Raw genomic sequence first — 13,043 nt, 5'->3', positions numbered from 1 at the left:
AAGTTCAGGATGACGAATTCGTTAATGCTCTACAGCACCTTCTGCACCGATACCCGTTTGACTTCGGATATATTGTGCTTCGTACGCTTCTTTCTCTTTTTCTGAGTTTTCACTAGAATCGGTGATCGAGAAGAACCAAATTCCGATAAACGCTGCACTCACAGAGAAAAGAGCCGGATATTTGTAAGGGAAAATCGCTTCCGCATTTTTCAATACGTCCACCCAGACGGTTGGCCCAAGTACCACAAGAACTGCCGCTGTCAATAAACCTAATGATCCACCGAGCAATGCACCGCGAGTGGTGAGTTTTGACCAATACATAGAGAGGAACAAAATAGGGAAGTTAGCGGATGCTGCAATAGCGAACGCCAATCCAACCATGAACGCAATATTTTGATCTTCGAATGCAATACCGAGATAGATTGCTACGATACCCAAAATAACGGTAGAGATTTTAGAAACTTTCATCTCCATCATTCCATCTGCTTTACCTTTACGGATAACACTCGCATACAAGTCATGTGAAATCGCTGATGCACCCGCCAATGTAAGCCCTGAAACAACCGCAAGGATTGTTGCAAACGCTACCGCAGAGATAAATCCGAGGAAGAAGTCACCACCAACTGCATGGGAAAGGTGAATTGCCGCCATGTTATCGCCGCCAAGGATCGGAGAACCGCCGTCAACTGCTTGTTTCGCAAGGTCAAGATATTGCGGGTTTTGGAATACCATAACGATCGCACCGAAACCGATGATAAACGTCAAGATATAGAAATACCCGATGAAACCTGTCGCATAGAAAACCGATTTGCGTGCTTCTTTTGCATCGCTAACGGTGAAAAAGCGCATAAGGATATGCGGAAGACCCGCAGTACCGAACATCAACGCTACACCGAGTGAAATAGCTGAAATCGGATCCGATACCAATCCGCCCGGAGCCATAATTGCATTCGTTTCTTTCATTTGTACCGCAGTCGCAAACAAAGTTTCGAAGTTAAAGTCATAGTGAGCCATAACCGCAATCGCCATAAATGTCGCACCAGAGAGGAGCAAGAACGCTTTGATGATTTGAACCCAAGTTGTTGCCAACATCCCACCGAACGTTACGTAGAGGATCATCAATACACCGACGAGGATAACCGCGATCTCATAGTCCAAACCGAAAAGAAGTTGGATCAATTTTCCAGCCCCTACCATTTGAGCGATCAAATACAATACAACCGTCAAGATTGAACCAAATGCCGCCAATGTACGGATAGGCGTTTGACGTAAACGGTACGATGCAACGTCTGCAAACGTATATTTACCGAGGTTACGGAGCTGTTCAGCCACCATAAACAAGATAATCGGCCAACCGACCAAGAATCCGATTGAGTAGATGAGTCCATCATACCCTTTCGCGTAAACGAGGGCTGAAATCCCCAAAAATGATGCCGCTGACATATAATCCCCGGCAATCGCCATACCGTTTTGGAATCCTGTGATCCCTCCGCCGGCAGTATAGAAATCTTTTGCCGTTTTGGTACGTTTTGCCGCCCAATAGGTGATCCCCAAAGTTGCCCCTACGAAAATCAAGAACATGATAATCGCTGACATGTTTAACGGTTGTTTTTCTACCGCGCCGCTGAGTGCCTCACCGGCAAATGCAGCAACCGAGAAAAGAGCTAATAATAACGCTTTCATCACTCTCCCTTTGCTTTAGCTTTGATTCTTGCAGTGAGTTCATCAAACTCAGTATTTGCACGTCGAACATAAATACCTGTAAGGATAAATGCGCTGATGATAACAGCGACACCCACCGGGATTCCAACGGTTGTAACCGAGCCTTCCGATAGCGGAGTCCCCAAAATTGACGGATCAAATGCAATCACCAATACGAATCCGAAATAGATCACCAACATAACGATCGTCAGTGTCCAAGCAAACTTGCTGCGCACACGGGTGAGCTGTAAAAAATCGGGATCGTTTTTAATACGATCAACCATCTCTTGTTTCATAATAAACCTCCTTTAAAAGTTATAGTTTGCGATAACGCGGTATTCATCCCAACTTGTGTCTTCAGCCGCATTTTTGAACTTATCCGGGAAATTCCCGCGTAAACGAAGTTGAAGATTTTTTACCGCTTCCGGATTCCAAATAATATCAAATCCCGGTTCTGTTGTTTTACCTGTAGTATATCCACCTTTACTACCAACATCAAAACTAGCGTAATATGCGCTTGCAGTAACGTTAGCACCCATATCTTTAAAGTTATAACCGCCACTAACTTTCCAAGCATCCGTTCCACTCATAAACTGATGACGTGTAACCATACCTTGCGTAAATGCCGGCATACCGCCCCATGGAGTGATAGTTCCACCTTTGATGGTAGCTGTATCACTTTCATCGTTTTGTGAATACGCTACTGCCGCATTAACATTACCGTATTTAGCGGCAAGCTGAACACCCCAATACAAGCTATCAACTTCTCCCGCCAAATTATCACCAACATCACTTTCTTGGATCAATTGTGCAGAACCGGTCATCTTGATATCAGAATTCAAAGGGCATCCCCATGTTACATCCGCTTGAGCATAAAGTGCATTGAGAATATCATGCGCATAATAATCCCATAATTGTAATGTCGTATTCGGAAGCCCTTTGTAGATAGCGGCTACCGCAGTTACTCCATTGGTGTCTGTTCCTTCACCTAATGCTGCAACTCCCATCTCCAAGAAATGCCCGCTGCGGTAAGTTCCTGAAGTAGCTGTTCCGATCAAGCCATACCCTGATGTCAACGCTAACTCTCCACCTGAATACGCATTGGCAAAGGTGCCATAATTAATCTTTGTTACGTGTGCACCGATCAATGTCAAATCTTTAACATCGCTATTACTGAGGACTAAAGCTTCGAATGTATTTGGCAACATACGTGCATCATCACCACCTGCGAGTGGAGTATTGAGTTCTTGGCGACCGAATTTGATCGCAGTATTGCCGATTTTATACTGCAAATAAGCCTGACCAAGCGTTGAATACCCGTTGCTTGTTGTGCTGTCAACCAAGGTAGCATCATTTTCTTTCGCCACATCACTTTTACTGTCAAGTTTATTGGTCGTATAGAACATCGCTCCCATGCTAAAACCGGATAGACTTCCTGTTTCATATCCGAGTTTACCACCAATAGCGGCTGCATCGCGAGAATAATCTGCGGTAGCACCGCTATAATCGATAGAACGGTCAATGTAAAAAGCACGGACTTGCCCACTGGCTTTCCCCTCTTTAAACATTCCTGCTAAATCATCGGCGGCTGAAGCACTCAGAACCATTACTGAGGCTAAAAGCGAAAGACGTACTGTATGTCTCATTCTCACTCCTTGATAAGTTTTTTACACTGCCATTATGAAAACAAAGCGTAGCATTAACGTAGCAATCGTTAAATTAGAAAAATTTATTGTTAGAAATGGAGAAGAGGGAAAGAGTAATGTGTAAAAAAGTAACTTTATTAACTTTTAGGAATATCGATCATATAACCTAACGCGCGGATATTTTGGATGAAATCTTCCTTCAAAGACTTTTTAAGACGACTCACTTCAGCACGTATTGTTGCATTATCCACGTACTCTTCGTCCCATACGTAGTTGCGAAACTGATCAAAATCGACCACACGCCCGCGATTACGCGCTAAAAGATCGATCATCTGGAGCTGCCGTTTAGTGAGGGGGTGTGTTACGTTATCACACATCAATGTAGCGGTTGAAGCATCGTACGCGTAACTCTTTGAAAGACGCAAATGATTTTGAGGAATCGTACAACTTTGCATCACTTTATCAATACGCAGCGAGAGTTCTTTAAGATGAAACGGTTTTTTCAGATAATCATAACACCCTAAATCATACGCTCGACTAATTCCCTCGATATCAACCAAAGCACTGATATAGATAGCGGGAGGACGTATTTTAAGTGTATGAAGCTGTTCAAGAAGATCAAGCCCATCGATCCCCGGAACATTAATATCGAGTATCAACAAATCGAACGTCTCTTTTTTAAGTGCTTCAAGAGCATCACTCCCATCATAAAATGAAGTGACCCGGTGGCCCGAAGAGAGCAGGTATTCATTAATCGCTTCACTGAGCATCTGCTCGTCTTCAAGAAGGAGAATTTTCAATGACGCCCTTTTTAAAAGAATATTCGAAGCGGGTCAATTTGCTGTCTGAAGAAATTTTAATCTCAACCCCGTCTTCATCGCAAATGGATTTGACTAAACTAAGCCCCAATCCAAATCCATCGGTTTTTTTCCGTTCCCGATAGTATGCCTCAAATATTTTGTCTACATCTTGAATTTTAGCCGATTTGCTCTCAACCCAAAAACGGCATTCTTGGGTATCACACCCTACTCCGACCCGAATCTCCTCCCCGTTTTTGGTGTATTTAATCGCATTGGTCAGGTTATTATCGATCACCCGTTGAAGTTTGGTCTCATTAAATTGTATCCATGATTGAAACTCCGGCTCATGATAATTAAACGTAAGGTTTGAGAAATGGGCAACCTCATCGAAAAACTCCAGACGTTTTTTGACATATTCTCCCAAATCAATCGCTTTTTTGGGATATTCGATCTGATCTTTTTTGACCAGATAACTTAAATCATCGTAAATACTAAAAATATTTTTGACCGCCGCTTCGATTTTGGCGAGATAACGATTACGCCCTTCATTCATCGAAAACAGCTCGATATTTGCCATAATAACCGATAAGGGTGTATGCGTTTCGTGGATAGCATAACGGATAAATTGCTTGTGAGAATCAAGAAGCCCCTGAGAAAACTTTTGTTCTTCTTCAAGTGCATCATTTTTTTGCTGTAATGCCTGTGTTTTAAACTTAACTCTCTCTTCCAATCCGGCATTCAACTGTTGCAAGGAATCTTTTTGTTCTTGCAATGTCATTGCCATCTCATTCGCAAATCCTGCCATCCGTTTGAATTCAGAAAAATAGAGTTCATCGTGTTCAATCAGCTCTGTTTTCTCACGGGCTGACTCAAAAAAATTCAAAAACCGTTCCATATCCCGAGCAATCATACTGTTTACGATCTTCGAAATACCGATAATAAAACCGAACAAAATCAATGCCAGTGTCGCAATTTCAACAATGATTTTAATCAACCGCCCTTTAAGGGCATGAGGATCACCATGTATCCCTACAAGTGTGTCACCCGCAGCCATCGCAAATTGACGATATTCATCATAAATCAGCAAAGAGGAAAAAATAACGGTAAAAAAGAGGATAAATACAATAGTATAGAAGTTAAGATCGCGTAAAGAAATATTGTTCAACCAGCGCTGTAACCAAGATTCCACAGTTCACCATCACCAAATTAATTTCGACCATTATAACCCATTCCCTTTTGATAGTTAAGATTGTTCTACTATAATTTCAAAAAATTCCTCCAAGGATCACATAAAATGTTCGGACGTAAAGAACTTAAGAATTACAATGCTACCGCTGAGGAGCTCGCATCTTACCAATGGGCGAAAATGACCACCGCAAAAGGGGTTATGTGGATCAAACTCTACAACGATGAAACCCCCAACACGGTTGCTAACTTCGCGGCACTCGTAAACGACGGCTACTACAACGGTCTTAACTTCCACCGTGTAATCCCTGGTTTCATGGCTCAAGGCGGATGTCCTCACGGCACCGGGACCGGCGGACCGGGTTGGGCAATCCCATGTGAAACGGCTCTGAATAAACACAAACATATCAAAGGCTCTCTCTCTATGGCACACGCAGGACCAAACACCGGAGGAAGCCAGTTTTTCATCTGTTTCGTAAGTACTCCGCATCTTGACGGTGTTCACACGGTATTCGGCGGAATCGAAAGTGATGATGCGGAATCTATGGCGGTTCTTGACAGCATCCAAATGCGCGACACCATCGAAAAAGTCGAGATTTTGGCTGCACGCGACTAATTATGCTAGTTCACATCTGCTGCAGTGTCGATTCCCATTTCTTTATGGAGAAGCTACAGCAGGAATACCCCGACGAAAAACTCGTCGGGTTCTTCTATGATCCCAATATCCACCCTTACAGCGAATACCAACTCCGACTCCTTGATGTAGAACGTAGCTGTCAAAAACTGGGGATTGAGCTGATAGAAGGCCCCTATGATTATGAAAACTGGATGGATGCCGTCCGAGGATTGGAAAAAGAGCCGGAAAAGGGGGCACGCTGTGAAGTGTGCTTTGATCGTCGTTTTGAAGTAAGTGCGCATAAAGCGCTCGAACTTGGTGAGCAGACGATGACCACCACACTCCTCGTCAGCCCAAAAAAATCCCAAGATCAGCTCAAAAAATCGGGTGATGCATTTCACGCCTCTCACGGTGTCGAATTTATCGCCTTTGATTACCGTAAAAACGGCGGAACCAATGACCAAAGCCGTGTCAGCAAAGAAGAACAGCTTTACCGACAGGACTACTGCGGCTGTATTTACGGCCTCACCATGCAGCGGGATCAACAGCATCGATTGATGGATGAGATGTTCTCTCCCCTCACCCGCCAAATCCTTCCCGCTTCCATCGAAGAGCGTTTGGAACTCTACACAAAACGGATGAATCTCGAAGATCAAGGTATCAACTATCGCATCATCAAAGAGCGCTTTTTAAACTACCGCCTGCTGTGTGCATCGGTAAAAGTGGGTGATTGTGTTATCCCCTCTTACCCCCTCTTCTACTCCACCATCAACCGCACCTCCACCGAGGGAAAAATTGATTTTGAGATAGAGGGGCAGTTTTTTCTCAGCCGCGAAGAGGTACGCTTTATCACTTTAGAGACTTTCAATACCCTCACCGCATCGTCGTATCAAAATACCCAAGAGTTGATGTTTAATGCACCGTCCGTCGAAACTGAAATGGCATTACGTTCTACTCTTAGCGGCAACCCTTACAACACCTCGGCGATCATTGTCGTGGATGAGATTCCGACCGCTAAAATCACCCTTCTATTAGAGACAAAAACGTATGAAGATACGAGAGAAAAACTCCTGATTCTGTAACATCGCCCACTTTTTAATCACCCCTAGCACACACCTTGCACTATAATGTCTCTATGGAAACTTTACTCTTATCAATCTTTTTAACCGTAGCCATCGCGACAGTTCTCAACATCATCCTAAAGCGATTCGGTATCTCTCATATTATCGGCTATATCACGACAGGGACGATCGTGAGTACCCTTTTTGGCTTCAATGGCTCGGCGAACGATTCACTCGATTTTATCGGGGAGTTCGGGATCGTCTTTTTGATGTTTACGATCGGGCTGGAATTGAGTTTAGAGAAGATCAAAAAGATGAAAGAGATTCTTCTCACCAACGGCCTGCTGCAGGTCGTGTTCAGCGTTGTCGTGATCTTTTTGCTCTCCCATTATCTATTTCGTCTCGATTTCAATACGTCACTGATCATCTCTTTGGCATTTTCCCTCTCATCAACCGCCATCGTCCTCACCTATCTGAAAGAGTCCAAAGATATCCACACCCCTTACGGGCAAAAATCGATGGGGATATTGATTTTTCAAGACCTCGCGGTCATCCCGATTTTGCTCCTCATCACCTTTTTATCGAATGACACCCTCTCGTTGGGCGAAGTATTGTGGAAAACGATCCTCTCCGCCATTTTCGTCGTCGTTTTTATGTTTACCCTCGGAGATAAAATCGTTAATGCTCTTTTGCAGTTTTCAGCCAAAACAGAGCTAGAAGAGCTTTTTTTAGGCTCCGTTTTCTCCATCCTCATCGGTGCGGCACTTCTCGCACACAGTATGGGATTCACCTACTCGCTGGGGGCGTTTATCGCAGGAATGATCATCGCCGATACCCGATTTAGCGTCAAAGTAGAGTCCGATATCGCCACCTATAAAGACCTCCTTTTAGGGGCTTTTTTCTTCGGCGTCGGAACCAAGATTGACATGTTCTACTTTGCCGAAAACATCCACATTATTACGTTTGTTTTCATTTTTGCCATGCTTTTTAAAGCGGTCGTTATCTATGCGATCATTCGACGCAACTCAGACAAAAACACCTCCGCCAAAACCGCCCTTTCGCTCGCCCAAATCGGAGAGTTCTCTTTTGCTATTTTTGCTTTGGCGGGGGCACAAAAACTGATTAGTGAAGAGATGGCAAGCTTTTTAATCTTGGTCAGCGTCATTTCAATGATCCTCACCCCCTTTATCATCGGGAATATTTACAAACTCTCCTCCTATTTTGAAAAAGAGTTTTATGAGTCGGATGTCATTACCCCTATCGAACGCCAAGATCACATTATCGTCGCAGGTTTTGCGACATTGGGTAAAATTGTCGCTGCTTCGTTACAATCTAAAGGGGCGAACTTCATCATCATTTCCGACAACCTAAAACACGTTTTGCACGCCAGAAAACTGGGTTATATGGCCTATTTCGGTCACTTGAACAAACTCCCCGTTTTGGAATCGTTGATGGTCAAAGAAGCTCAGGCGATCATCATCACGATGAGCGGTGAGCAAAACCGGCGACTCATCAGTGAAGCGGTTCTGCATTATGATAAAAAGGCCCATGTTATTATTAAAATCGACAGTGTTGAAGAACGTAAAAATTTGAGAGATTTGAGCGAACTTGAATTTGTTGATGCCAGCTTTGAAATTGCTGATTTATTGGTAAAACGGGCATTTAAAAGCTGTTCTTAAAGTAAGTTGGAACCTCATTATCATTTATTAACAGTTTTTGCGGTAAAATTGGGCGATTTTTTACCCAAGGTGTTTACAAATATGATAGATGTCGTTCAAATTCAAAAAATTTTACCCCACCGTTTTCCTTTTCTCCTTGTTGATCGCGTTACTGCTATTACTCCCAATGAGTCATTAATCGGTTACAAAAACGTCACTATCGGTGAACAGATTTTTGAAGGCCATTTTCCGGGTCATCCAATTTATCCTGGTGTTATGATTTTAGAGGGAATGGCGCAAGCCGGCGGAATCCTCGCTTTCCAAAGTATGGACATGACCGAAGAAGAAGCAGCCCGTAAAGTAGTTTACTTTATGAGTATCGACGGTGCGAAATTTCGTGCCCCAGTCCGTCCGGGAGATCGCTTGGAATACCGAATGACCGTCGTAAAACACAAAGGATCGATTTGGGTGCTAGAGGGGAAAGCTTACGTTGACGATGCACTTGTCAGTGAAGCTGAACTCAAAGCTATGATCGTAGACAAGTAGGTCGTATGAGTTTGATTTCACCACACGCCATTATCGAAGAGGGTGCCCTCATAGGCGAAGATGTCGAAATAGGGGCATTTTGTTTTATCTCCGGCAAGAGTAAAATCGGCAAAGGGACAAAAATCGCTCAGGGGACGTGTATTTACGGAAACACAACCATCGGCGAATACAACGAGATTTTTTCACACGCCGTACTCGGTTCCGTTCCGCAGGATTTAAAATACGCCGGTGAAGAGGTTGAACTCATTATTGGTGATCACAACAAAATCCGCGAATTTACCCTCTTTAATCCGGGTACTGCGGGGGGCGGAGGTAAAACCGTTGTCGGGAACCATAATCTTTTTATGGGATACGTCCATTTGGGTCACGACGTTATCATCGGGGATTATTGTATCCTTGCCAATGCCGCGACATTGGCAGGACATGTTGAGATGGGGAACTACGCCGTTATCGGCGGGATGACACCTATTCATCAGTTTGTTAAAATCGGCGATTATGCCATGATCGCGGGAGCATCTGCCCTTTCTCAAGATGTTCCTCCCTATTGTTTGGCTGAGGGAAATCGTGCAGTGTTGCGCGGATTGAATCTCAACGGATTACGCCGTCATGTCGAACGCACTGATATCGACGCTCTTCGCATCGCTTACCGCGAACTGTTTGAGTCAGGAAAACCTCTCCAAGAGCAAGCGATCGCTTTGCTTGAGAGCGCAACAAGCGAATTTGTTAAAAATTTGTGTAATTTTATCGTTAACACCAAACGTGGTATCCCCTATGAAAGGAATCAATCATGATTCACCGCCATTGCAGTTTCTGTGACGCTCAAGAGAGCGATCACAACCCGCTCATCGCCGGAAATAATGTCTATATTTGTAAGAACTGTGTCTTTTCCGCGTATAAAATCATGTTCGGAGACTCCGAAGGTGAAAGTGCAACCGCGCATGAGCACAAAGCAACTGAGCTTTTAACCCCTAAAGAACTCAATACCTTTTTGGGACAATATATTATCGGTCAACAGAGGGCACGAAAACTCTTATCGGTGGCCGTTTACAACCACTACAAACGTATTTTTAAACATACGCAGATTGAAGATGAAACGGAAATTGCCAAATCCAATGTCCTTCTCATCGGACCGACGGGAAGCGGTAAAACACTGATGGCGCAAACCATCGCCCGTGTCCTTAATGTCCCTATCGCTATCGCGGATGCAACCAGCCTCACCGAAGCGGGATACGTCGGTGAAGATGTTGAAAACATCCTTACCAAACTCCTCCAAGCGGCGGATGGCGATGTTGAACGAGCACAGCAGGGGATTGTTTTTATCGACGAAATCGATAAAATTTCCCGTATGTCTGAGAACCGTTCCATCACCCGTGACGTATCGGGTGAAGGGGTACAACAAGCACTCCTTAAAATCATCGAAGGTGCCGTGGTCAACATCCCACCTAAGGGTGGGCGCAAACACCCGAATCAAGACTTTATCCAAATTGATACATCCGGTATCCTCTTTATCTGCGGCGGAGCGTTTGATGGCCTCGGACAGATTCTAGAACGTAAAAAAGGGAAAAATGTCATGGGCTTCGGACATGACAAACGGAGCACTACCGATATCGATGACAGCTTTGAAAACGTAGAGCCCGATGATTTGGTCAGTTACGGCCTTATCCCTGAGTTGATCGGTCGTCTGCCGATCATCGCATCACTTAACAAAATTACCGAAGAAGAGATGGTTCGTATCCTCACCGAACCGAAAAACTCTCTGGTAAAACAATACACCAAACTGTTTGCCATCGACGATGTCGAGCTCACCTTTGACAATGAGGCGCTCAATGCGATCGCGGCCAAAGCATTGGCACGCAAAACAGGTGCACGCGGACTTCGTGCCATCATGGAAGAGACAATGGGAGATACAATGTATGAACTCCCGGAATACAATGGTTATGAAGTATTAATTACCAAAGAAGTCGTCGAAGAGAATGTATCTCCGGTATACATTAAAAAATCAACTCAAAAAAGCGCATAGGAGAGTCAATGCTATTTAATAAACTAATCGGAATGTTCTCAAACGATCTCTCTATCGATTTAGGAACGGCAAATACCATCGTAATTGCCAAAGGAAAAGGGATCATCATCAATGAGCCCTCTGTTGTTGCCGTAAAAATGGAAAAATACGGTCAACAACGGGTCCTTGCCGTAGGTCGTGAAGCCAAAGAGATGGTCGGTAAAACTCCGGGCAATATCAAAGCAATCCGCCCTATGAGAGACGGTGTCATCGCTGATTTTGATATGACGGAAAAAATGATCCGTAAATTTATCGAAAAAGCTCACGGACGCAGCAGTCTCATCAGCCCGCGTATCATCATCTGTATCCCTTACGGCTTGACCCAAGTAGAGCGAAAAGCGGTACGTGAATCGGCTATGAGTGCCGGAGCTCGTGAAGTTTATTTGATCGATGAGCCTATGGCAGCGGCAATCGGTGCGGGGATCGATATCCGTGAACCGAAAGGGAATATTGTCGTCGATATCGGTGGAGGGACTACCGAAATCGGTGTTATCTCACTCGGCGGTCTCGTTCTTTGCCGTTCTATCCGTGTTGCGGGAGATAAAATCGACCGTGCTATCATGGATTACGTCAAACGCAAGTACAATCTTCTTATCGGTGAGCGTATTGCCGAAGATATCAAAATCAATATCGGTACTGCAATGCCGCTCGCGCAAGAGCTTAAAATGATTATCAACGGACGTGACCAAGTTGAAGGGTTATTGACATCGATTGAACTCTCCAGCGAAGATGCCCGTGAAGCGATGCGTGATCCGCTCAAAGAGATTCTCGAAGCGATTCGTGATGTCTTAGAAAATATGCCTCCTGATTTGGCAGGCGATATCGTCAACAACGGTGTTATCCTCACCGGAGGCGGAGCACTGATCCGTCAGCTTGATAAATATATTTCTGAAATCATCAAAATTCCGGTTTACGTAGCCGATGAGCCACTCTTGTGTGTTGCTCGCGGAACCGGCCGTGCACTCGAAGAGATCGATCAACTCCACGAACTTTTCGATAATGAATAAACAAACCTTAAGTGCTGCGGCACTGCTCGCCATTTTGGTGGGTGGAGCACTCTATTTTACCAATTTACTCCAATCTCCTATTATCCATCTTAATCTTGCACTCAAAACCACTTATCATAACGCGGCAGAATCGATTCAACATGCCATTGATGAACATTTCAACCAACAATCAACCATCATTGATTTACGCCAAAAAAATCGCTTTTACGAGCAAGAGTTACTCAATCTTCATCAAATCGCCGATGAATACCAAAAATTGCTTCAAGAGCATAACAGCAATTTCAAAACGACACCTCAAACCGCACTAGTCCGTACCCTCTCCTATGTCCGTTTCGGCGATCCCCACCGCGTATGGATAGAAATGGATAAATTTGATCCCAAACGTGTTTATGGCCTTCTGTATCGCGGTTATACGGCAGGAATCGTTGTTGCGAATAACAAGCGCCCCATAGCACTGCTAAACGGCGATGTAAAAAGTTCATATGCCGTGAATGTCGGAACTTCCATGGCACCCGGAATTGTACGCGGAAACAACGGACGGCATTTGATCGTAGAATTTATCCCTACATGGATTCCGATATCTGTCGGAGACGAAGTACTCACCTCTGGATTGGACCGTATCTTTATGTCCGGTTTAAAAGTAGGGAAAGTGCTCTCCATTACTAAAGCCAGCGGCTATCAAAGCGCTGTTATCGAACCCTATTTCTACGGCAAAAATCCCGCCTATTTTCATGTCATAACGCAAGTAAGATAGCGCTTGTAAT

At 44.3% G+C, this 13,043-nt stretch carries 13 protein-coding genes; 8 read left to right on the top strand and 5 right to left on the bottom strand.

The features are described from left to right. Positions 1-21 precede the first annotated feature (21 nt). The 5 genes from B649_RS03650 to B649_RS03630 form a co-directional block, all read right to left on the bottom strand. A complete protein-coding gene (locus tag B649_RS03650; protein ID WP_015653153.1) occupies positions 22-1,683 on the bottom strand; it encodes a cation acetate symporter in 1,662 nt (553 codons plus the stop codon). Continuing rightward, the gene (locus tag B649_RS03645; protein ID WP_015653152.1) at positions 1,683-1,997 is read right to left on the bottom strand and encodes a DUF485 domain-containing protein; all 315 of its coding nucleotides are present in this window, start codon (positions 1,995-1,997) and stop codon (positions 1,683-1,685) included. Before B649_RS03645 ends, B649_RS03650 begins: the two co-directional genes overlap by 1 nt. A gap of 12 nt (positions 1,998-2,009) precedes the next feature. After that, a complete protein-coding gene (locus B649_RS03640; RefSeq protein WP_015653151.1) occupies positions 2,010-3,347 on the bottom strand; it encodes an OprD family outer membrane porin in 1,338 nt (445 codons plus the stop codon). A 137-nt stretch (positions 3,348-3,484) separates the two neighbouring features. Beyond that, on the bottom strand, positions 3,485-4,147 hold the full coding sequence (locus B649_RS03635) for a response regulator transcription factor (RefSeq protein ID WP_015653150.1): 663 nt from the start codon (positions 4,145-4,147) through the stop codon (positions 3,485-3,487). After that, positions 4,128-5,336, bottom strand: a complete 1,209-nt coding sequence (locus B649_RS03630) for a HAMP domain-containing sensor histidine kinase (protein WP_015653149.1) — start codon at positions 5,334-5,336, stop codon at positions 4,128-4,130. The genes B649_RS03635 and B649_RS03630 overlap by 20 nt, the downstream gene beginning before the upstream one ends. Before the next feature lie 105 nt (positions 5,337-5,441). On the opposite strand from B649_RS03630, the gene B649_RS03625 reads away from it, so the two are divergent. The 8 genes from B649_RS03625 (at position 5,442) to mreC (ending at position 13,033) form a co-directional block, all read left to right on the top strand. Beyond that, positions 5,442-5,948: a peptidylprolyl isomerase gene (locus B649_RS03625; RefSeq protein ID WP_015653148.1), complete on the top strand. Its 507-nt coding sequence runs from the start codon at positions 5,442-5,444 to the stop codon at positions 5,946-5,948. Between the two features lie 2 nt (positions 5,949-5,950). Further along, positions 5,951-7,030, top strand: coding sequence for an epoxyqueuosine reductase QueH (locus B649_RS03620; protein ID WP_041192391.1), 1,080 nt, complete (start codon positions 5,951-5,953; stop codon positions 7,028-7,030). Positions 7,031-7,083: 53 nt separating this feature from the next. Next, positions 7,084-8,688, top strand: coding sequence for a cation:proton antiporter (locus B649_RS03615; RefSeq protein WP_015653146.1), 1,605 nt, complete (start codon positions 7,084-7,086; stop codon positions 8,686-8,688). An 81-nt stretch (positions 8,689-8,769) separates the two neighbouring features. Further along, entirely contained in the window at positions 8,770-9,213 is a 444-nt protein-coding gene (gene fabZ / locus B649_RS03610) for a 3-hydroxyacyl-ACP dehydratase FabZ (protein WP_015653145.1), read from the top strand. Positions 9,214-9,218: 5 nt separating this feature from the next. Then, complete coding sequence (gene lpxA / locus B649_RS03605) at positions 9,219-10,004, top strand: acyl-ACP--UDP-N-acetylglucosamine O-acyltransferase (protein WP_015653144.1); 786 nt, start codon at positions 9,219-9,221, stop codon at positions 10,002-10,004. After that, positions 10,001-11,233, top strand: a complete 1,233-nt coding sequence (gene clpX / locus B649_RS03600) for an ATP-dependent Clp protease ATP-binding subunit ClpX (RefSeq protein WP_015653143.1) — start codon at positions 10,001-10,003, stop codon at positions 11,231-11,233. The genes lpxA and clpX overlap by 4 nt, the downstream gene beginning before the upstream one ends. An 8-nt stretch (positions 11,234-11,241) precedes the next feature. Beyond that, on the top strand, positions 11,242-12,279 hold the full coding sequence (locus B649_RS03595) for a rod shape-determining protein (protein ID WP_015653142.1): 1,038 nt from the start codon (positions 11,242-11,244) through the stop codon (positions 12,277-12,279). Further along, positions 12,272-13,033 (top strand): rod shape-determining protein MreC, encoded by a 762-nt coding sequence (gene mreC / locus B649_RS03590; protein WP_015653141.1) that lies wholly within the window; start codon positions 12,272-12,274, stop codon positions 13,031-13,033. Before B649_RS03595 ends, mreC begins: the two co-directional genes overlap by 8 nt. Positions 13,034-13,043 lie beyond the last annotated feature (10 nt).

The sequence above is a fragment of the Candidatus Sulfuricurvum sp. RIFRC-1 genome, assembly GCF_000310245.1.
Lineage (GTDB): Bacteria > Campylobacterota > Campylobacteria > Campylobacterales > Sulfurimonadaceae > Sulfuricurvum.
The sequence above is the reverse complement of the archived record's forward strand: the minus strand, read 5'-3'. Positions and strand labels throughout refer to the sequence as shown.